Raw genomic sequence first — 26,251 nt, 5'->3', positions numbered from 1 at the left:
TTTCCATTTACTGGGTTCTGCGCGCGCCACATAGTTTTAAAAATGTATGCCCCGTATGAAGGACGTTTCCCAAACAACGTTTCGTTTTGCGCTTGCGCAGGTCTTGCTTGCACTTGTACTTATATTAAATTTTAGTCCAGCTGCGTTCGCTCAGAACACGGCACCTTCTGGTGATTTTGACGGGGACGGAATCATTAATTCAATCGATTTAGATGATGATAATGACGGTATTCCAGATACAGATGAATATTGTAAATCAAGTATTGCTTTGCCCGCAACGAATACGATTGCTGGTGTTAGAGAGTTTACAGTTCCATCAGGCTGGACTATTTCGAATTCTTCTCCTGACATCGCCACGACTGCATCATCTATTTACGGCGGTTGGATTAGCGGTTGTTCAGGTGTTGCGCCAGCCGCACCTAATGGCCACACATCTTGGGTAAACTTTTATTCCAATACACAAGAAGCATTTAAAACCACACTCACTAATTTGGTGGTCGGCAAAACGTATATGCTGAAAGTGTATTATGCCCAATTTGCTGCCACAGCTGCATTAGGCCAAATAACGGTTAAATTAGGCACGACAGTCATTGATCAATATAGACCTAGCTTAGGTTGTGCCTGGGAAACGCGTTTCATCACTTTTACCGCATCGGCCACAAGCCAGGATTTACAATTTCAGAATACGGGCGTAGCATCTCCCATGCAAAATGCCAGTGTGTCTGTTTCTTCTGATGCGTTATATGAAGTTTGTGATACTGACAACGATGGCCTGCCTAACCATTTAGATCTTGATGCTGATGGGGACGCTTGTCCTGACGCTAGAGAATCAGGCGTTCCTGGAACCTTACGTAATGGAGATGTAAAAAATGGGGCTAACGGTGGAGTTGTTACAACGACAACGAGTACTACCGGTGCAGTTGCAGGCCTTGCTAATTCGTATGGTGCAAATGGATTAGCAGACGGGATTGAAACTGTAGCAGAAAGTGGAATCCTAAACTACACTTCCTCGTATTCAAATTATACTTTATCCGCTAATTTGAATACCTGTACTGGAGTGGATTCAGATGGAGATAGTGTATCTGATTTAATAGACATTGACGACGATAACGACGGAATTTTAGATGCAGCAGAATGCATAACAAAGCCGAATAATATTTTATTTGCCGGGTCCAATGAAGATTTCTCTACCATGCGGTCGAGCTTATTTAATGAGTTCAATAACAATAAGGCGCCCGGAGCCACTATCGTAGAGTCTAATATTATTGAATCAGCAACGGTTCCAGCAGGTTTCTACGATGGCTACGACATGGTAATTTTTGGTGGAGCAGCATTTAATGCCATTCATCCAAATCATTGGGCAGCCTTAACTACAGCGATTCAAAACAAAACTAGTAAATCGTTTATCATACAATCTGACAACTGTTGCGTGGCTGGTAACCAAAATGGATTGGTCAATCTATTGAATACCGTATTTGGTACAAATTATCGATTGTCGGGTTCAAATGCAGCATCAAATGAAGTCTTTCCTTTGAATCAGCAAAACAGTTATGCAAATCTAATTTCTACCGCTTCGTTGGTGGGGAACAATTATTTCCCGATGGTGAATGTTGCTGTTAGTGACATCCTATTTTATTCTCCTACGGTTAGTGGATCCGCCCTTGCAGGGATGAAGCAATTGCCGGGGACAACAGATAAAAATCGTTTTGTTGCTTGGTTTGTGGACGGCACCATAACACAGGGGGCACCTTGGTATCCAACCAATCAGAATAAAATCGCCACGATTTTTAATGACGTTTATAATGCGTCGACTTCGCTTAATTGTGATACGGATAATGATGGCGTTTTCAACCACCTTGACCTAGATTCAGATGGCGACGGCTGTCCTGATGCCACAGAATCAGGTGTTTCGGGTACCTTAAGTCCAGGTTCCGTGAAAAATGGCATTAGTGGAGCCGTTACCTCTACCAATACACTACCCGGCGCGATTGCCGCAGGCCCCTACGGAACAAATGGACTCGCAAACGGTGTCGAAACGGTTGCGGATAACGGAGTTATAAATTATCCAAATAATTATAGCCTATATGCGCTAAATAACAGCTTTACTGTTTGTGCGGATACGGATGGAGATGGGATCAAAGACGTTTCAGATATTGACGATGATAATGATGGGGTTTTAGATGCCACGGAATCTCCATTTTGTTTTTATACATCAGGTGAATGGCTATCAGCTGCACGATCAAGCATTCGGGTTTCTACACCCTTAGCGATGAATGCCTCTTATAATTCCCCCAACAACTTAGTGGACGGGGATAATGGGGTAGGAGGGTCGAGCTATGCCGTTATTTTTAACGCGACAACAGCGGCCGCCCGACCTGTTTATTCGTTCAGCATGCCCATGCCCGTGGAGCTGAAAACCATTTATGTTGGCTATGTGAATGCGAATACCCACTTTAATGCAAATACTTTATTGCGTCTCGAAGGCTCAAATGATAATTCTTCATGGACCGTATTAAGCGGAAACACCTATGGTGTTGTCACCGCCGTTCCCGGTGTAACAGGAACCATTAATGCGAATACGTTTACCGTAACGCAAAATTCCGGCAAGTACATGTACTACCGAATTTATTGGGTTTCTGGAGGAGGAATTAATGCGAGTGGTTATGCGAATGAAGTGTATTTTGAAACCCCGCCAACTTATCAAGCCAGCTTAAATCCGAAAGTCTCTTGTACAAATGACACGGATGCGGATGGCAAGTTAAATCATTTGGATGCCGATTCAGATGCTGATGGCTGTAGTGATGCATTGGAAGCAGGGGCGACGACGAGTAATACGGCCAACTTCCAATTCTCCTTTGTGAGCCCAACGAATGATGCGAATAATAATGGATTAATTGATTCAAAAGAAGGAGCAACTGCAGGAACAATTAATTATGCGTCAACTTATGGGTCCTTTGCAGTAGATGCGGCGCTTAACGGATGTTTGGATTCGGATAGCGATGGCGTGGGCGATGTTAATGACATGGATGATGATAATGATGGAATATTAGATTCGGCTGAATCTCAGGATTGTGGGAGTTCAGTTTTAATTACACCTGCCTCTGCCACCTCAAGTCCGGTATATGGTGGAAATACAGCAAGTTATACCATTGATGGTTCTGGTTTTTTTGGTTCTGGACTTTCAGCGACAGTTACCGCCCCCTCAACATTAGCTGATTCATGGTTATTGAAGGAGCCGTTGACGTCTGGTTTTATTGAATATACATTGGCTTCCCGTGCCAACTTAGGCGGGGTTGTATTATGGGCGCCAGATGCAAATAACTATGGCGGGGGCGATGCGCCACCTAAAGATTTCACCGTCGAAATAACCTTTAATAATGGTCAAGTATTTACGACAGGAGTTTATACAACTTCGCAACCCAACGGCAGTGGATCACTACCCGGTGCGCAGGTATTTTATTTCCCACGTACCTTTAAAAATGTAACCAAGTTAAAATTAAATATACTTAATGGCTGGTATGATATTAGCGAGAATAGCCTTAACCAAGTTAGCACGGTTGGCCAAACAGTAAATGCGGCCTATAATATGTTCCTGGGAGAATTTAGAGCCTTATGTGGCGCCATAGACATGGATACCGATGGGGACGGAGTTCCGAATCGCCTGGATTTAGACTCGGATGGCGACGGTTGCGCTGATGCATTAGAAGCTGGCATATCTACTGCTTTATTAACCTCAGGGCAGGCCGTAAATTTAGTTGGCGCAACGATCACTTCTGGAACAACCACAACGACCCTTCAGAACGCGGTTATTAATACGATTACTTCTGCCTCGGCCACTTTTGGCCCTAATGGATTTGGTAATTCTGTGGAAACATCATCGGAAAGTGGTGTATACACGGGAAGCTATAACTATATATTTGCTACATCTAAAAACTATGCAGCCTGCGCCGATTTAGACCAGGATAACATCCCAGATGTGGTGGACATAGACGATGACAACGACGGCGTATTAGATGCTTTTGAGTCTCCAAGTTGTTTTTACGAGGCAAGCGAATGGTTATCGGGTGCCCGCAACGACGTTGAGGTTTCCACAGGTCTATCCATGAGTGCGACCTATAAAAGCCCGAATAAATTAGTTGATGGAGACAATGGGACCGGCGGCGGAAGTTATGCCGTAAATTTCAACGCCTCCACTACTGCAGCTAGAACGGTATATGCATTTAAAATGCCAATGCCCGTTGAACTGAAAACCATTTATCTCGGATATGTAAACGCGAATACACATTTTAACACAGGAACGACCATTGAATTGCAAGGGTCGAATGACAATGCGGCGTGGACCAATTTAGGCTCAGGATATGCAGCAGTTACGTCAGTTCCCGGTGTTGCTGGTACGATTAATGCGAATACATTTTCAGTCACGTCAAATAGTGGAAAATACCTGTATTACCGAATTTATTGGGCTTCTGGAGGTGGAGTAAATGCAAATGGATATTCCAATGAAGTGTATTTTGAAACCTTGCCGACCTATCAACCTAGCGCAAATCCCAAATCTGTTTGTACAAATGATACCGATTCAGATGGTAGGCTGAACCACCAAGATTTGGATTCCGACGGAGATGGGTGTAGTGACGCCGCTGAGGCCGGAGCGACGACTAGCACCACAGCGAATTTTCAGTTTCAGTTTGTGAGCCCAACGAATGATGCCAATTCGAATGGACTAAGTGATACGGTGGAAGGAGCATCTGCGGGAACTATCAATTATGCGCTAAAGTATGCTGTTTACGCAGTAGATGGTTTAGTTAATGCGTGTTCGGATTCGGATGGCGATGGTGTAAAAGATGTCATTGATATTGATGACGACAATGACGGAGTTTTAGACGGCCTAGAAATTAATTGCTCTTTGAGCATCATGCCTAAAACAGGTGTCACGGTTTCTTCAACAGTTAGTTGGCTATTTAATGGTGCCGTCACCCTAGCTAATTTATTGGATGATTCGGAAAGCGTAATTGCCTACTCCAATTCTAATGCAAGTGGTGAATTTTTAAATCAAACGATTTTTCAATTTAATCTTCCGGCGCCTAAAATTTTAAGCCTCATTGAGCTTACAGCTCAAGCTAATACAACCCCATTAGGATCAGGCAGATATAGTATTCAAGGTTGGGATGGTTATGCTTGGAACGACCTAGCTACAAATCAAACTTTCGCCACTTCTACTCCTAAAAGTGGATCCACCAATTCATATAAATTTAATTTAGCAAGTAACTTTAACGCGTATTCGCGGTACCGAATTTTTGGCACCACAAATAAAGGCACTGTTTCAGGCTGGATTCAAGAAGCCTATTTTACCGAAAGGAGTTGTATCGATTCAGATACGGATGGAGATGGTATACCTAACAGATTAGATTTAGATAGCGATGGCGACGGATGTACCGATGCCAGAGAATCGGGGGTGGCTGGAACTCTAACGACGGGGGATGTCATCAATCGGGTGAATGGATCGAATGTTACAACTGCCGGAGTCGCTAATGCCATAGCAGCAGGTAATTACGGCACGAATGGTTTTGCCGATAACCTAGAGACTGTTGCCGATAATGGAATTTATGGTACTGCGGTCAATTTTACCAATGCGCGCTTGGCAAGTATCAATGCTTGTGCAGATACCGATGGAGACACTGTTACAGATTTGGTGGATTTAGACGATGACAATGACGGAATTTTAGATACCCAAGAATGTGCGCCATTTGATATCAATAGGTTAATCTATGATGCGCGAAGTTTTACTGTGAGCAATGGGTCATCGGCCCAACAAACATTCCCGGCAGCTCCGGATGGCTTGGTTGTTAATATTTGGTCATTGGACAATTCGTTCAACGTACGTATCAATGGCAATCACATTGTTAATCCATCAGAGTTAGAATTCTTTGCACCCAATTATTCGAATTCGCTCGTTGAGTTTTTGGATGGTACCACCTACGGTGCCGTTTGGGATATTGCAGGAAATCAGGCCTCGCCTTTGGCCAGACTTTATATCGATAGAAATGGCGCGGTGACGCTTTATGGAAAAAGAACGTCTAATGGTGTTCTGGAAGAAATGCGTTTACGCAATGGTTTCTTTAATACGGTTAATTTAAATACAAATTCGACTAATACGTTCCAAATAGGACAGGCGGTAATCGGACAAACCTTTGTTTCGGGCGATTATGGCGTAGTAAATCCTGTTAATTGCGATTTAGATGGAGATGGTATTCCAAACGGGCTAGATTTAGAAAGTGATGGAGATGGATGTCCTGATGCCAGAGAATCGGGCGTAACAGGAACGCTTAATGCCGGGACCATTCGAAATCTAGTTAATGGCACTTTGACAAGCACTCCATCTGTCAATTTTGCCCAAGCGAATGGACCATACGGAGCTAACGGTTTAGCGGATGGATTAGAAGCCACTTCTGAAAGCGGGCTTACTTCTTATACTTCTTCCTATGTAAATTATGCCCTTAATCCAGCGGTTAATGCATGTACCGATTCTGATAGTGACGGCATTACAGATGTATTTGATATAGACGACGATAATGATGGTGTGCTGGATACTGTCGAGCAAGCAGATTGTGTTTACACGGGCAAAAGTATTACCACCATACCATTTTCAGGAACCGCTGTTACTGGGCGTACTGCTACTACCATTACTTCGTCCAATACGAACAGCTGGCTATCCTCCTATTCGAATGAGAATTTTTCTTTACCTATTTCACTAAAGTTCAAACGCCCCGTTTCTGGCAATACTGCCATGATAGGTTTAGTTCCATCAAACGCAACCTTAACTCCGAGTAGTTGGTCTGATACAGGATATAAATTTTACTTTCTGGGCGCAGATGTGAATGGGTACTTTGGTGCCTCTTGGAATTTCACGCAAGCCACTTCGCCAAGTGACGAATACAGCATCGATATTTCGTCAACCGGTTTTGTGACGGTTCGAATTAATGGGATACAAGTTCGTGCTTTTCAAGGTGCTTTTGCCTCATACAAATTTGCAGTTTCGGGATTGACAACCATGCAGTTTACGGATGTCAGATTAACTAACCCGGCCAATCCAGAAATCACGACCTGTCCAGATATGGATAATGATGGCAAACCGAACTATTTAGATTTAGATTCCGATGGTGATGGTTGTAGCGATGCGATAGAAGCTGGAAGTTCAATCACAGCAACGAGTACCTCTATTTTTCCAACAGGAACAGATGCCAATCAAAATGGCTTGTTGAATGACTATGAAAGGTCCTCTACAGGAACAGTAAATTATTCTTCTACTTATTTAAGTTATGCTATAAATAGGAATATCAACGCATGTGCAGACTCAGATGGGGATAGTGTACGCGACATTTTGGATTTAGATGATGATAACGACGGTGTATTAGATGCGATTGAATCTCCAACATGTTTTAGTACCGCGACCGAAGCAAGTTCCGTTACTGTTTTAAGCACTGAAATTGCTATTTACAATGGTAATGTGATCACCAGAGCATCAGATAACGATCTCACCACTTATTCTGCATTTAATCCATCTATAAATTGGGTGAATAAAGAGCTGTTTAGATTTAAACCTAATGTGCTAGGTAATATCGCCATTAGTGGCGTGAAGTTGGATTTATTCAATTGGGCGCTTTCTAGTTCAACAGCCAATACGTTTAAATTACAAGGTAGTGGAGATAATGGGGCGACCTGGACTGATTTATCTGGCGCAGTAGCTTCGACTGGAACGTCTACATTTACCATTACCAATAACCTAAATCCAACGGTAAAATATGGTTTATTCCGTATCATCGGTGTAGCTGGGGTATCCTTTTATGGTGGCGTGCATGAAATGAGTCTAGTGATGCCTGCCAATTACCAAGCGAGTCTTAACCAAAAGGTCAGCTGTACCGTTGATACCGATGGGGACGGAATCCCGAATCACTTAGATCTAGATTCGGATGGCGATGGTTGTCCAGATGCTAATGAAGCCAGCGTTACCGGTACGTTAAATTCAGGAAGCATTATCAATAAAGTAGGTAGTTCAAATACGACAACGACTGGCGTGGCGAATACAATTGCCAATGGCGACTATGGTGCCAATGGTTTTGCAGATGCACTTGAAACTTCAGAAAATGGGCAATATACAGGTGTTTATACATACTATTATGCGAATAACGCTGTATTCAATACCTGTACCGATACGGATACTGACGGCGTAAAAGACATCTTTGATGTGGATGATGATAACGATGGAATTTTGGATGCTATCGAATCGCCTACTTGTTTTACTTCTACCCTTGAGGCTAATATTCCGGCCAGTCTGACTACGGACTTAGATATTTATAATAACAACATACCTAGCCGGGCATTAGATAATAATTCTAGCACCTTTTCAGCATTCAATCCAAGTATCAACTGGGTAAATAAAGACATTTTTAGAATCACCCCAAATGTCGTAGGTCCGATTGCCATTAGCGGCGTGAAAATGGATTTGGAGAACTGGGCCATTTCGAATGGCGCAAGTAATACCTTTAAATTACAAGGAAGCTTAGATAATGGAGCTACTTGGGTGGATTTATCTGGTCCTGTAAGTTCAACTGCGGCAGCAGGATCCTTTACTGTTTCCAATACCCTGAACCCGACCGTTAAGTATGGCCTTTTCCGCATCACCGGAGTCGCGGGTGTTTCCTTTTATGGAGGGGTGACCGAGTTGAGTCTTGTTTTGCCAACAAACTATCAGGCAAGCATGTATCCCAAAGCGACTTGCGTAAGTGATCCCGACACGGATGGCAAACTCAATCACCTGGATTTAGATTCCGATGGGGATGGATGTTCCGATGCCAAAGAAGCAGGAACGTCCTCGAACACCACAACGGCACCAGGAGTTGTGGCAAGTCCATACGGTTTAAATGGATTTGCCGATGCGCTAGAAACGGTTACCGATAATGGTATTTACAACGGAACCTATGTCTATAGATTTGCGATATCGTCTACGCTAAACGCATGTTTAGATTCGGATAATGACGGCTTAGGGGATTTATTGGATATCGATGATGATAACGACGGAATTTTAGACATATCCGAGCAAGCAAATTGCCAAAGTGTCGGAATGGATATTTCCAGAATCACATTTGGTGGCAGCGCAGTTACGGCAAGAACAACGAATTCCTTAACTTCAGCTACTTCGGGATCTTGGATTTCATCGTATTCCGATCAAAATTTCACCTTACCGATTTCGATGTCGTTCAGGCGCCTAAGCCCAACAACCGGTACCGCGATGTTTGGTCTTATTCCTGTTAATGCAGCCAGAACACCAACGAACTGGAATGACGGATCATATAAATTCTACCCAGCCGGGGCAACTGATTACGGATATTTCCCGAGTGCCTGGACATTTAGTAATTCGTCCGCTGCCAATGATGAATACCGTATTGATATCTCCGCGACGGGGTATGTAACGGCAAGCATAAATGGTGCACAAATGGCAGGATTCCAAGGTGTAAACTCAGCCTATAAATTAGTCGTTTCAGCCGTTTCGCCGATTACCTTCACGAATCTAGTGCTATCTGATGGCAATAATACGGCTTCATTAGTTTGTCAAGACCTAGATACTGACGGCGATGGAATTCCGAATCGCTTAGATTTAGATTCGGATGGAGATAATTGCCCTGATGCAAAAGACGCCGGAGTTATCGGCACATTGAACGCTGGCTCGGTGACAAATAAAGTAAATGGTGTAAATGTAACTACCAGTGTTGCCAATGCGGTTGCAGCCGGCCCTTATGGTGATAATGGTTTTGCGAATCCGATTGAAAGCCCTTCTGAAAGCGGTATCTATTCGGGGACCTATTCCTACTCATTTGCGACCGATGCGACCGTAAGTGCTTGTCGAGATACCGATTCAGATGGGGTTCCAGATTTAGTAGACCTAGATGATGATAATGACGGAGTACTCGATTTAGTAGAATGCCCGTCTAACGTTACGAATATTTTAGTAAACGGTACATTCGACACAAATAAAACGGGTTGGACGGGGAGTGCTAACTGGGTGCATTATGCTCCTGGATTTCTATGGAATTCTGCTGAAAATGTATCGAACGATTTGCTTACGCAAACTTTTGGTAGGCCTGTTATCAATGCAGAAGTAAGTACGGTAGATGTAAGTTTTGATTTTAACACCAATGGATATGGTTGGGATATAACAAGTGCAACTACCGCATCCATGGATGTGATTTTAAACAACACGATTTATGCTACCATAAGCAATCCGAGTGGAGGAACGACTGCAAGTGTAGTGGCTAAAAATGGCGCATCAGTCAATGTTTCAAGTGTAAACATTGTGTCCAATAATGTGCCTACCACAAAACTTATTGTTAAGGTTCCAAAATCAGTGCTAAGTAATTCGAATACCTTAAGTTTTGGTTTCTCGGCTACGAGTGATGATTTCGGGGTTGACAATGTATTTATTGGCACGCAATCGTCTACTACGTGTGATACAGATGGAGATGGAATTATAAATAGTCGGGATTTGGATTCAGATGGCGACGGATGTAGTGATGCCGTGGAGGCAGGGACAACGGCGGTTTCTACCTCTGGAGTAGCAAGTGGTGATAAACTGACAGCCACAACTATTCCAGCATCTTGGGGCGCGAATGGCTTTGCGGATGGATTGGAAACCACAGCAGGATCTGGCGTTTACAAAAGTACCTATAGTTACGAATTTGCCTTAAATGCGAACGTAAAAGCATGTATAGATACAGATTCAGACGGCGTTGCTGATGTGTATGATCTAGATGATGATAACGATGGCGTGTTGGATACCGTAGAATGCGCTTCTCCTGCGTATACCTTGTATACCTATAATTACCCTTCCGGGTATATTGCTTCAAATGTTCCTGTGAATATTACTGGCTTAAGCAGTCAAGATGTCCTGTTAGACCAACGAACAAATGGGGTGGCTCCGAATGCCTTTTCGTTCAACTCCATTTCAAATTGGAAATTAGTTGCGACCAACATTCAACCAAGCACAGCAAACACCGTTACTGTTCGAATTGCGCCTACGGCATCAACGTCCGCAACCTATGTATTTGCGGATGCCATGCTACTAACAAATGGGGTCAACACTTATGTGATAGATAATAATTCAACCAATACGGGTGGTTTTATGTTGACTGGCAGATGGGATCAGCAGAACGTTTCCAGTGCGTATAATACGACTAATTCGTATTTAACATCTCCAGCTTATGCGGGAAATACAGCCACGTGGACGTTCTCAAATTTACCTCTTGCTCCCGTATGTGATACCGATGGCGATGGCGTTCCTAACATACGCGATTTAGATTCCGACGGCGATGGCTGTTTCGATGCTGTGGAGGCAAAAACCGTTTCAACACTGACAGAATCGACCGTTTCAGGCTCTTATGGTACGAATGGTTTTGCCGATGCCATTGAAACAACGCCTGGAAGTGGGCTTTATGCGCGAACATACCAATATGCACGGGCAATCGATGCCGCAAGTAAAGCATGTTTAGATTCAGATTTTGATGGTGTGGCAGATGTGGATGACGTAGATGATGATAACGATGGTATTTTAGATACCGCTGAATGCCCTGTAAACCAGTTGAACATCAATGAATCGAATGGTACGTTTGGAACGGCAGCAGCCCCAAGAAACACAGCAAATACCACAGTTACTGGAGGATATGTATACTCGGGGTCTAATTCTGGCGCTGCCCAATATGCGATTGTCAATCAAGGAACGGCATACCATCCGGCTGCAAACTTTTGGAGATATCCTGGCCATACAACTGGAACATCGACGGATGCTTATTTAGCTGTAAATGGAAGTACAACAATTGGTACTTTTTATCGGGAAAACATTGATTTGCTCAGAGGGGCAAAATATAGGATTTCGTTCTGGCATCAAGCGGCTTCCGCAGCCAATGATTATCAATTAGCTGCTGAGGTGGTTTCTTCTGGAAACGTAGTTTTAGCATCGGCCAATACAGGCCCACAAAATTCATTAGGCTGGAAATTGACCACGGTGGATTATACGTCAACAAGCAATCAAACGGTATCATTTATTTTAAAGAATGTTTCCGTTAATGCCAGTGGCAATGATTTCTCCATTGATGATATTTCAATAACGCCGATTGGCTGCCCAGACTTCGATGGCGACGGAATACCAAACAGCCTCGACCTAGACTCCGACGGGGATGGTTGCGCGGATGCCAACGAAGCCTATGCCTCTTCAACTGCATCCGGAACTGACGGAAATGGCTATTTTGGAAACGGCAATCCAGCTACGGTGGATGGCACAGGAAAAGTGACGGGGGCCAACTACACCAGCACAAGTCCAAATGTATTGAGTGCTGGACGCGCAACCGTCATTACCACCCAACCAATCGATATTACGACTAGTCCTAGTGCGGTTAATTTAAGCTATTCGGCTACCGTAACTCCAGGATCCGGAACGACGACATATCAATGGCAACTAAGTACCAATGGTGGTGGAACATGGACCAATATCACCAATAATGCCACGTATTCAGGTGCGACTACCACGACATTGACGCTTAGTGCTGCGACGATTTTGATGCGCGAATATCGGTATCGATTGAATATTATCCAGTCCGACTATGTCTGCGGGAATTTGACCTCAGCCGTGGCGCGATTGATCATGAATAATACGCCAACAGTCGCTGATGACATCGCCTCCACGACCGAAGATACACCGATCAACGGATCCGTGTTGACCAATGACTCCGGCTCTGGCGGATCAGCGATCACGGTGACGAATTTCACCGTGGGCGGCACGCAATATGCGCCAGGCGCAACGGCGACCATTGCCAATGTGGGTACGATTGTGGTTCGGGCCAACGGAACCTATACGTTTACACCGGCGGCCAATTACTTTGGTACAGTTCCTACCATTGCTTACACAGCAACCGATGGAAACGGCGGTACGGATACAGGAGATTTGTTTATTACAGTAACAGGGGTGAACGATGCGCCCGTTGTTGCGAATGAAACCCAAACGGTCAATCAAGGTTCGAACGCCACCGGTAACGTCCTCACAAATGACAGCGATCCCGACGGAAATACACTATCCATTACCCAATTTACCATCGGCGGAGTTAGCTACAACCCAGGCGACCTAGTGACCATTCCAGGCAAAGGAACCATGGTTGTGAATGCGGATGGTACCTACACTTTCACCCCAATCGCCAGCTATTCCGGCGCCGTGCCTGTTGTCACGTATAGCGTGTCTGACGGCAATGGCTCGTCGGTGAGCGGAACGCTAACCGTCACCGTTGCTGATGTCAACGAGGCCCCGCTGGCGACTGATGATATTGCTACGACCCAACAAGACAGCCCGATTTCAGGTAACGTATTAACCAACGACTCAGATCCCGAAAATAATGCCCTCAGCGTTGTAAAATACACCATTTCCGGGGTTGACTACCCTGCCGGAACATCGCACTTGATTCCAAGTGTGGGGACGATCGTGGTGAATGCAGATGGTACGTTCACGTTCACCCCCGTGAGCGGATATTTCGGCGCCGTGCCGGATGTGATCTACACCGTTTCCGATGGAACGCTGACAGATACCGGTTTGATAGACATTAACGTCACCCCAATTCCGAACGAAAATCCAGATGCGGTGGCTGATTTGAAAACGACTAATGAAGATACACCGGCAACCGGAAGTGTATTGACAAACGACACCGATGCAGATACGCCTTTGGCGAATTTAGTCGTGACGCAATTCAGCTTTGTCGTAGGCGGAACCACCTATACCTACCCAGCCGGTGCGACCGCGCAAACGATTCCAGGCGTGGGGACTTTAACCTTGAACGCTGACGGAACCTATACCTTTACGCCACTCGCGAATTACGCAGGTGCCGTTCCAGTCATCACGTATACCATTTCCGATGGCGAAGGAGGAAGTGATACCGGAACATTGACGATTTCAATTACCCCAGTCAACGACGCGCCGGCTGCTGTAAACGATGCCTTCTCCGGTCCAGAAGATGCGGCGATTACTGGTAATGTTTTAACCAACGACAGCGATGTGGAAGGAACTACGTTGACCGTTTCGCAGTTCGTCGTAGCAGGCGTTTCGGGCACATTTACAGCCGGGAGTACCGCCACCATTCCAGGAAAAGGAACGCTACGCATCAATGCGGACGGAACATTTACGTTCACGCCGGATGCCAATTATACCGGTGCCGTTCCAGTTGCCACCTATATCGTTTCGGATGGAACGACGACGGCCACGGCAGATTTGGCCTTGACGATTACGGCGGTGAATGATGCGCCAACAGCCGCAAATGATACCGACACGACACCTGAGTTTACGCCTAAAAACGGAACGGTACTCGGAAATGACACCGATGTGGACGGCGACGCATTAACGGTGACGCAATTCACAGTGAACGGCGTCAGCTATGCGGCAAGCACAACGGCCCAAACCATCCCAGGAGTGGGAACAATTATCCTGCGCGCAGACGGCACCTATACCTTCTCGCCGATCGATAATTATGTAGGCACCGCTCCGCCGATTACCTACACCGCCAAAGACCCAAATGGCCTAACCACCACCGCTACGTTAACGATTTCGGTGACGAATGTCAACGATGCGCCGGAAGCAGCAAATGATGAAATTACAGTTCTTCAAGGGGTAACAGCAACTGGCGGACTCTTACCAAACGACACCGATGTTGACGTTGACGCGCTCACGATTTCAGGCTTTACCATTGCCGGACAAACTGGACCATTTGTGGTGGGCACACCTTTTGTAATCGCCGGAACTGGAACCTATACGATTAATGCCAACGGCACCTATACCTTCGTTCCAGATGCCGCTTTCCGCGGAACAGCACCAGTTGTAACCTATACACTAAGCGACGGAAACGGCGGTACGGATACCGCGACACTTACTATTTATGTGGCACCAGTGGACCAACCGCCTGTTGCGACAGATGATACAGGGACCGCCAATGAGGACAATCCCGTTAACGGAAACGTATTGTCAAATGATAGCGATGTTGATGCAGGCTCTGTGCTATCAGTAACCCAATTTACCGTGGGCGGAGCAACCTATCCAGCCGGAACTACCGCCACCATTCCGAATGTAGGAACAATTATTGTACGTGCGGACGGAACTTATACCTTCACGCCTTTGGCGAATTACAACGGCACGGTGCCAACCATCTCGTATATGGTTACAGATACGGCGGGTTATACGGACACCGGAGATTTAGTGATTACGATTGCCGCAGTAAACGATGCACCTTTGGCCGTGAACGATGTGAAGTCGGGCCCCGAAGATGCCGCGATTTCAGGTAACGTGAAAACCAACGATACCGATCCGGAAGGAACAGCACTTAGCATTTCGCAATTCACGGTTACGGGGGTTAGCGGAACGTTCAATCCAGGCCAAACAGCCACTATTTCAGGGGTGGGTACCCTGGTGATAAATTCTGATGGAACGTATACATTCACGCCTGACGCCAATTATAACGGAACGGTACCAGTCGCGACGTATACCCTGAGCGATGGATCAGCAACCAGCACGGCCACCTTAAGCCTAACGGTGACGCCAGTCAATGACGCGCCAGTAGCCAGCAACGATACCGATACGACGCCACAAGGCAGCGCAAAATCAGGCGATATCCTGACGGGTGCGGATACGGATGCCGACGGGAATACATTGACCTTAACGCAATTCGCCATCAACGGCGTGACCTATCCAGCCGGCACGACGGCCAATCTTCCGGGCATTGGAACCTTGGTGGTCAATGCAGATGGAACGTATACGTTTACGCCGATTGCGAGTTATGTGGGTACGGTCCCAACGGTCACGTATACGCTTTCGGATGGCAACGGGGCAACCGCCACCGGAACATTCATCATGACGGTGACGGATGTGAACGAAGCGCCTGTGGCGACGGATGATTTGAATACCATTTCGAAAAATGCGATTGCGTCTGGCAACCTAATTTCAAACGATTCCGACCCAGACAGTAATACGACGCTAAGCATTACCAACTTCACGGTTAATGGAACCACCTATTCAGCAGGGTCGACCGTACAAACGATTACGGGCGTAGGAACTATCGTTATCAATACCAACGGAACCTATACCTTCACGCCATTGTCTACCTATTCCGGTTCAGTCCCAGCGATTGATTATACCCTGAGCGATGGAACATTGACCGATGTAGGTCAGCTCCTGATCACTGTGGAACCAGGTAATGCGAATCCAGTAGCTACTGACGATTCGGTGACCTTGAACGAAGACACCCCGTCGACCGGCTCTGTTTTAACGAATGATTCAGATGTCAACCAAGCCGATATCATCACGGTCGTTTCATTTAAAATTGGCACCACCTCATACCCAGCAGGAAGCACAGCGACTATCCCGAATGTGGGAACACTCCGATTAAATGCTGATGGAACGTATACGTTTACGCCGTTTGCCAACTATAACGGAACGGTTCCTTCGATCGAATATACCATCACCGACGGTGCCGGAGGAACGGATGTAGGCGCCTTGAACTTTACGGTAACTGCCGTCAATGATGGCCCGATTGCCGTGAACGACGACAACATCAGCACACCTGAAGACACCCCAATTACAGGCAACGTCTTGAGTAATGACTCCGATCCAGACGGCAATCCGATCACCGTGACGCAGTTTAGCGTTGCAGGAGTGACCGGTCCATTTACGCTGGGTCAAGCGAATGAGATTCCAGGAAAGGGAAGTTTACTCATGAATGCCGACGGAACATTTACGTTCACGCCAGCCTTGAATTACAACGGTCCTGTTCCTACGATAACCTACACCGCAGCAGATGCGAGCGGAGCAACGGATACGGCTGAATTGAATTTGGCCGTAACACCAGTCAATGACCCGCCGATCTTAGTAGCCGATACGAAAACGGTTGCGGAATCTACGACTGAAACGGGTAACGTATTGACCAATGATTCCGACCCAGAAGCAGGCACATTAACGGTGACGCAATTCACGATTAGTGGAACCACATATACGCCAGGATCGATTGTGATTATTCCAGGTAAAGGAACCATTGTCTTAAACGCGGACGGTTCATATTCATTTACAGGTGCAACAGGTTACAGTGGCTCAATTCCAGTGATTACTTATACGGCGACGGATGGGACGGGTGGTACGTCCACAAGTACCTTGACCATCACGATGCAAAGTACGAACGACGCTCCAGTCGTGGTGAACGAAACCGTGACAACGCCGGAAGACACGCCGATAAGTGGAAATGTATTGGCGAATGACTCAGATCCGGAAAGTGATCCGATCAGCATCACGAGCTTTAAGGTGGGTGGTGTCAGCTACAATGCGGGCCAAACAGCGACAATGTCAGGGGTAGGGACTATCCGTGTGAATGACAACGGAACCTTTACATTTACTCCTGCGGCAAATTACAATGGCATCGTTCCGCCTATTTTCTATACCGTTTCGGATGGCACAGTTACGACCGATGGATCAATTGATTTGGTTGTTACAGCAGTTAACGATGCGCCGGTGGCAACTGATGATACCGTTACCTCTGAGGTGAATGAAACCAAAACGGGATCCGTCATTTTGAATGATACCGATGTCGAAAATGCCACGTTAAGCATCACGAATTTTACCATTAGTGGAACCGTGTATCCAGCCGGAACCACCGCTACCTTAGCGAATATCGGTACGGTTGTGATCAATGCAGATGGTACCTATTCGTTTACTCCGGTACTCGATTACGCAGGAACCTTACCTGCAATCGATTATACTGTAAGTGATGGGGTTGGCGGCACGGATGTTGGCCGACTAACCTTAACCGTAACCTTCGATACAGACGTCGACGGCATTCCAGACGCGATTGAAAAAGGTAGTGGCGCAGCCCCAGATACGGATGTCGATGGTATTCCAGATTACAAAGATCTGGATTCTGATAATGACGGAATTTTAGACTCCGTAGAAAATGCGGTTTGTGGCGGATCTACCACCTTGTGTGATACAGATGGTGACGGAACAGCAAACTACCTAGATTTGGATTCCGATGGCGACGGAATTTTTGATGCTGAGGAAGCTGGAGGAACACATACTAGTGGAAAAATTACGGGTGGCGTGAATGCCCAAGGTATTCCAGTGGCAGCAAATGGCGGACTAACCCCACCTAATACCGATGGAACCGGTGCATCGAATCCATATGATACGGATTCAGATGGTGACGGTATTGCTGATTCTGTAGAAGGAACTTCGGACATCGACGGGGATGGCATTCCAAATTACCGCGATTTAGATTCAGACGGTGATGGGATTCTAGATGCTACTGAAGGGACTGTGGATACCGATGGGGACGGAACGCCAAACTACCGAGATTTAGATTCAGATGGAGACGGCATTGATGACGCGACCGAAGGTACCCGTAATACGGATAGCGATATCATTCCTGATTATTTAGATTTGGATTCCGATGCCGATGGTATTTCTGATGCCATTGAAGGGGCAGCTAATCCTGATGGCGATGGCTTGCCAAATTACCGTGATTTAGATTCAGATGGCGATGGCATTTCAGACGCAATCGAAGGAACCATAGATACGGATGGCGATGGCACGCCAAACTACCTAGATTTGGACTCCGATGGCGACGGTATTTCTGACGCAATCGAAGGAACCGTTGACACAGATCGCGATGGCACACCTGATTACAAGGATTTAGACTCGGACGGCGACGGACTTCCTGATAGCGTGGAAGGAAACATCGACACAGACGGCGACACGATTCCAAATTTCCGTGACCTCGATTCCGACGCTGACGGCATTCCGGATGCGACAGAAAAAGGTATTGACCCAAGCCGCCCACTAGATTCCGATGGCGATGGCACCCCGGATTACAGAGATACAGATTCCGACAATGATGGTATTTCCGACGTAATCGAAGGTACCGTGGATACGGATGGCGATGGCGTGCCAGATTACCGCGATTTAGACTCGGATAATGATGGCATTCCAGATATCACGGAAGGAAATATCGACACGGATGGCGATACGATTCCAAACTTCCGCGACCTCGATTCCGACGGCGACGGGAAACCAGATGCTGCAGAAGGTACGGCAGATACCGATGGCGATGGATCGGCAAATTATTTAGACTTAGACAGCGATGGCGACGGCGTTCTCGACGCCACCGATCAATGTCCGCTGGTGGTGGGAGCTAGCCCGACGGGTTGTCCGGCCGACTTTGATGCGGATAGCTACGATGACGTAAATGACTTGGATGACGATAATGACGGTATTTTAGATAGCATTGAAAATGCGGCTTGTAATCCGGTATCTACCACGTGTGATACCGATGGCGATGGCATTCCAAATCGACTTGACCGCGACTCAGATAACGATGGTATTTCAGACGTGATTGAAGCTGGAGGAACGGATGCAAATTCGGATGGAGAAGCAGATGGAGCGGTGGATACCAGTGGTATTCCAGCAACTGCAGGTACCGGATTAACACCACCTAATACAGATAATACCGGCGGATCAAATCCTTACGATACGGACTCAGACGGCGACGGAATTTCTGATCGTATCGAAGGCTTGACCGACAGCGATGGCGACGGAACGCCGAACTACTTAGATCTGGATTCAGACGGCGATGGCTTACCTGATTCCGTAGAAGGAACCCGCGATTCGGATGGAGACGGAACGGCAGATTACCTTGATTTGGATTCAGACGGCGACGGTATAAAAGATGTCATTGAAGCCAATGGTACCGATGCAAATGACGACGGCAAAGTAGATTCCGCAACCGTGCTCAGCGCAGTGGATACGGATGGAGATACCATCCCAGATTACCGCGATGTAGATTCCGATAACGATGGAATTTTAGATCGGATTGAAGGGACAACGAACTCAGATGCTGATGCGTTGCCAAACTACCGCGATCCAGATTCCGACGGTGACGGCATCTCCGATTTAATCGAAGGAACGCGCGATACAGATGGTGATGCGGTTCCGGATTACTTAGATCTTGATTCCGACGCAGACGGCATTCCAGATGCGACGGAAGGTAGTGCCGATGCAGATGGCGATGGGATTGCAAATTTCCGCGACCTTGATTCGGATGGCGACGGCATTACTGACGCGATTGAAGGGACCGTAAATACGGATAATGACGCATTACCAGATTACCTAGATCCAGATTCGGATGGCGACGGTATTCCAGACCGTACCGAGGGAACCATTGATACCGATAATGACAACACGCCAGATTATAAAGATCTAGATTCCGACGGTGATGGTATTACAGATGCGATTGAAGGAACGGTAGATACCGATGGCGATGGCATTCCAAACTTCCGTGATCTCGATTCTGACGCAGACGGTATACCTGACGCAACCGAATTGCGCGGTGATCCAGACGGAGACACCATTCCAAATTACCTGGATCCAGATTCCGATGGGGATGGCATTTCCGATTTGATCGAAGGGGTAACGAATACAGACGGCGACGCGAATCCAGACTACCTTGATGTAGATTCCGATGGGGATGGCGTGACGGATGCCAATGAAAAAGGATCGGGCGCAACGCCAGTAGATACAGACGGTGATGGAAATGCAGATTTCCGTGATACGGATTCGGATGAGGATAGCGTATTGGATGGCGCCGATGTTTGTCGACTAACGCCTGGTTCTGTCACCCTAGCTGGTTGTCCGTTAGACTTTGATATCGATGGTGTTATAGACAGTTCAGACTTAGATGTAGATAATGATGGTATTTTAGATAGCGTTGAAAATGCAGCTTGTTCACCTTCTTCGGTTAGTTGCGATACCGACGGCGATGGGACACCGAACCGCTATGACTTAGACTCTGATGGCGACGGCATCAAAGATGTCCGGGAAGCAAATGGACTAGATTTCAATGGCGACGGGATCGTCGATGGAGCTGTAGATGCTAACGGGGTGCCTGTTGATGCAAACGGCGGATATACCGCACCGAACACCGACGGCACCGGCGGCCTAGATCCATACGATACAGATTCCGATGGTGATGGTCTTTTGGATAGCGTTGAAAGAGGACCAAACGGCAATGTACCGCGCGACACGGATGGAGATAACATCCCAGATTACCGCGAAACAGATTCTGACAACGACGGCATTCCAGATAGTGTGGAAGGGGTTATTGATACAGATGGCGATGGTACTCCAAATTACCGCGATACGGATTCTGACGGCGATGGTATTCCAGATTCCGTGGAAGGTACGCGCGATACGGATGGCGATAGCACACCGGATTATAGAGATCTTGATTCCGATAATGACGGATTGCGTGACGCGATCGAAGGAACCGCAGATACGGACCGCGATGGCCTACCAGATTACCGCGATGTAGATTCAGATGGGGATGGAATTTTGGATGCCAACGAACAGGGTGCCGGATCAACTGTGACCGATGCGGATGGAGACGGAATTCCTGATTTCCGTGATTTAGATTCCGATGGAGATGGCGTATCCGATGCGATGGAACGTGCAGATGGGACAAGCCCAACGGATCCTTGTGCGTTTGTGATCGCCCATCAGACATTGACACCTTCCGCAGCGTGGCTCGCCGCAGACTGTGACGGAGACGGTAATCCAAATGCGACCGACCCAAATAAATTAACGCCTGTCGCGACAAATGACATGTTGCAGTCGGGCCCGACCGGAATCATCTCAGGCAACATCCTGACCAACGATGATTTCCTACCTGGTGCATCGATTAGCATCACGCGCGCAGCAGGTGGAACGGCAACCGGTACCGCCACGTTTAATGCACTCACAGGTGTGATGACCTATGTGCCAGCAGCCAATGAAGGCGGACGGGTAACCTTGATCTATCAAGTGTGTAACACGGCGACCAACGTATGTGCGACGGCGACTGTGACCATTGAGGTTTGCGATCCATCAAACCCTGCAGCCGATTGCGATGGCGACGGCGTGAGCAATGGCCAAGAAGCAATTGATGGCACCGATCCTGCAGATGCATGTAGCTTGAATGCAGCGAATCAAAGACTCGTTCCTTCTGCAGCGTGGTTGGCAAATGATTGCGACGGCGACGGCGTGACCAATGCCGTAGAGCGCACGGATGGCACGGATCCAACGAGCGGATGTAGTTATAATCCGGCCAGTCAAGTGATCGCGAACGCAACGTCTGTTTGGACTACATACGATTGCGATGGCGATGGCAATCCAAATGGAACGGATCCAAGTCCATTGGATTTCTGCGTGGGTGGTATCGTCGGAGCGGTGCCAGCTATAGGAACCCCGCAATACAAATTCTTCCAAAATGCGGATTGCGACTCCGATGGTATCTCGAATAGCTTCGAGTGTTTCGGTGGTGGTCCGACATGTCAAGATTTTGATGGGGATGGTATTCCAAACTACTTGGATGAAGATTCAGATGGCGACGGTATTAATGATAGCTACGAGAAAAATCGCGATTCAGATGGCGATGGCGATGCGGATTATTTAGACTTAGATTCCGATAATGACGGTATACCAGATAAAATCGAGTACATCGGCGATATGGATGGCGATGGTATTCCAAACTACCTCGATAAAGATTCCGACGGCGACGGTATTTTAGATAGCGCCGAAGGAAATGCCAAATTCCGCGCCGCTACCGATGCGAATGCAGACGGAATTGTGGATTGTGCAATGATCGATACGAATGGAAACGGAATCGGCGATTGTGTTGAGGGAACAGGTGCGTTGGAAATACCTGATACAGATAAAGATGGCACCCCAGACTTCCTAGATTTAGATGCAGACGGCGACGGCATTCCAGATTCAGTTGAATTGACCAATGATCCCGATGGAGATAAGTTGCCAAATTACCGCGATCTAGATTCGGACGGCGACTGGTTAGCTGACGGCATCGAAGGGTTGGCAGATAAGGATAAAGATGGCACACCAAACTACCTAGATCTTGACTCCGACGGTGATACAATTCCGGATAGTTGGGAAGGTGCGGATCGCTGCCCAAGCTGCACCAACTTGCAAGATGATCAAGGAGATGGTTTCGATGACCGTAAGCAATTTGCAAATCCATTACCGATCGATACAGACGCTGACGGCACCCCAGATTACTTGGATTTAGATTCAGATAATGACGGCATTCCAGATCGCGTTGAATTAGGCGCTGATCCAGATAGCGATGGCCGACCAAACTTCCGGGATATTGACTCAGATAATGACGGCATTCCAGATAGCGTGGAGGCAGGCAAAGACCCAAGTAATCCAGTGGATACTGATGGGGATGGCAAGCCGGATTACCAAGACACGGATTCAGATAATGACGGATTGCCAGATAGCTTAGAGGCGGGCAAAGATCCATCGAAACCAGTGGATACGGACGGCGATGGCAAACCGGATTACTTGGATACAGACTCCGATAATGACGGTATTCCAGATGCGGTGGAAGCAGGTAAAGATCCGTTGAAACCAGTGGACACAGATGGCGATGGCAAACCAGATTATTTGGATACAGACTCCGATAATGATGGTATTCCAGACAGCGTGGAAGCGGGTAAAGATCCGTCGAAACCAGTGGACACAGACGGGGATGGCAAGCCGGATTACCAAGATAGCGACTCGGATAATGATGGTCTTCCAGATTTTGTGGAGGCAGGGAAGGACCCAACGAAACCCGTTGACACAGACGGTGACGGCAAGCCAGATTACCTAGATACCGACTCGGATAATGATGGCATCCCGGATACCCTCGAGGCTGGAAGCGATCCGTTAAAGCCTGTGGACACCGACGGCGACGGCAAGCCAGATTATCAAGATACCGATTCCGACAATGATGGAATTCCAGATGCTGTGGAGGCGGGTAAAGATCCGCTAAATCCGGTTGATACCGACAAAGATGGCAAGCCAGATTACTTGGATACCGACTCGGATAATGATGGCATTCCAGATGCGGTAGAAGCGGGTAAAGATCCAGCGATTCCGGTGGATACGGATGGCGATGGCAAGCCGGATTATTTGGATACCGACTCGGATAATGATGGTATTTCAGATACGGTTGAGGCAGGCAAAGACCCAACCAAACCAGTGGACACGGATGGTGATGGCAAGCCGGATTATATCGATTTGGATTCCGATAATGACGGCATTCCAGATGCGGTGGAGGCAGGACCAAATCCAAACAAACCGATTGATACCGATGGTGATGGAAAGCCGGATTACCAAGATACGGACTCCGATAATGATGGCATTCCAGACGCTGTGGAGGCGGGTATAGATCCGTCGAAACCAGTGGACACCGACGGCGATGGCCTACCGGATTACCGTGATTTGGATTCCGATAATGATGGATATAGTGATGCGTACGAGGCGGGTCCGGACAAGACGAATCCGGTGGATACTGATAAAGATGGCAAGCCAGATTATCAAGATATTGATTCAGATGGTGATGGCATTGAGGATAAGTTGGAGGATGACGTGAATTACGGCGCGCTACCTGATTGCGATAAAGATGGTATTGAAAACCGCTTGGATACGGATGATTGCGCGGATTTCGCACCGCAAGGTATTTCGCCAAACGGGGATGGGCTGAACGACGTCTTAATCATTCCGGGAATCCTGCGGCGTCAGCCAAACAGGTTGACCATCTTTAACCGCTGGGGCAATGTGGTTTATGAAACCGAGAACTATAAAAATGACTGGGGCGGTAAAACGGACCGTGCATTTAGCCTCTTGGAAGATGACCAATTATTGCCTGATGGAACGTATTACTATGTGATTGATTACCGCGGAAAATGGCCGGATATCGGGCAGTATGTGTATATCAATCGGTTAGCAAAATAGTTAGTCACTAGTCGCTAGTCGTCAGTCGCAAATTGGACGATAGGCGCTAGACGTTAGACGGAAGTTCAAGAATTCTCCGTGCTAGTGACTAGCGACTGATGACTAGCGACTTTAAATTTATTTAAATGAAAAACATTACCCAACTCGCCTTAGGCATCCTATTTTTGCTGATTTGTTCAGTGGAAATTGCGCATGCCCAAATAGAGCCGCAGTACAATTTGTATCGCTTAAATCCGCAGGTCTATAATCCGATGACGGCGGGAAGTCGGGGCGATACCAGTGAGGTTTTTGTCATGTATCGCCAGCAGTGGTTGGGGATTCAGGGCGCGCCCCAAACCTTCTTTTTTAATGGAAATTTTAAGTGGAAGGAGCGTCGCGGGATTGGAGTCAATGCAATGTTGGACCAGTTGGGCCCTGTCAAAATGACGACCTTTTCTGGCGATTTTGCGTACCATACGCGCCTATCCGAGAAGTGGATTTTGTCTGGGGGTATCCGTTTGGGTTTGGCTAATGTGGCATTGAATTTTACCGGTTTGGCATTAACTAATCAAGGGGATCCGCTCTTTAATGCGGATCGGTCAACGGGCCTGAAATTCAATACGGGCTGGGGTGTTAAGATCAGTAAGCAGGATGGATTTTTTGTGAGTTTTGCGATGCCAAGGATTATTAAATATGATTTTGGTGAGCTTTCGGGAGGTTATAAGGATGCGACTTACATGTATACGATGGTTGGCACAAAGCTTGAACTTAGCGATGATCTTACCTTATATCCGAATGCCATGGCGCGCCTTGCGACCGACGTTCCATTGAGCTGGGATGTTCAATTAATGGCAAATCTTCGCGGAAAGTTAGATGCGGGATTAAACTACCGTCACCAGGAAAGTATCGGTATTCGGTTGGGCATTCAGGCGAGCAAGAAGTTTTATTTGGGCTATGTGTATGAAATGCCAACGGGCGTAGTGTCCAAAATTAGTAACCAAACGCACGAATTTGCCTTGCGCTTTTTCATCTTGAAAGACAAATCGCAGCGCACGACACAGCGCGATATCGACCCACAACGCGGTCCGCGCCAAGCACCTAAAGTTCAGTCGACGCTACAAGAAATTCAACCGAGGTAGGGGGCAGTGGTTAGTTGTCAGTAGTCAGTGGTCAGTCCGAAGGGAATTAGTCCGTAGTCCGGAGAAATTGATAGCCCCATGCTTTAGCGTGGGGTTTTTAGTTCGGAGGGAAATAGTCCGTATTCCAAAATGAAGAGACGCAATACTTCGCGTCTTTTTTCTTTGGCAAACCTTTCAGGATTGCCAAAGTTTGAGGCGTTTTCACGCCGATTCTTGCGTCTTGTCTAACGTTCAAAATCTAATAGATGCG

2 protein-coding genes are annotated in these 26,251 nt (G+C 47.0%); both read left to right on the top strand.

Annotated elements, in window-relative coordinates; genetic code table 11:
* Positions 1 to 55: 55 nt before the first annotated feature.
* Complete coding sequence (locus U0R10_RS07265) at positions 56 to 24,883, top strand: tandem-95 repeat protein (RefSeq protein ID WP_377983296.1); 24,828 nt, start codon at positions 56 to 58, stop codon at positions 24,881 to 24,883.
* A gap of 125 nt (positions 24,884 to 25,008) precedes the next feature.
* Positions 25,009 to 26,001, top strand: a complete 993-nt coding sequence (locus U0R10_RS07260; RefSeq protein ID WP_377983295.1) for a PorP/SprF family type IX secretion system membrane protein — start codon at positions 25,009 to 25,011, stop codon at positions 25,999 to 26,001.
* Positions 26,002 to 26,251: the final 250 nt, after the last annotated feature.

Source organism: Aquirufa avitistagni, assembly GCF_042715545.1.
Classification (GTDB): Bacteria; Bacteroidota; Bacteroidia; order Cytophagales; family Spirosomataceae; genus Aquirufa; species Aquirufa avitistagni.
The sequence above is the reverse complement of the archived record's forward strand: the minus strand, read 5'-3'. Positions and strand labels throughout refer to the sequence as shown.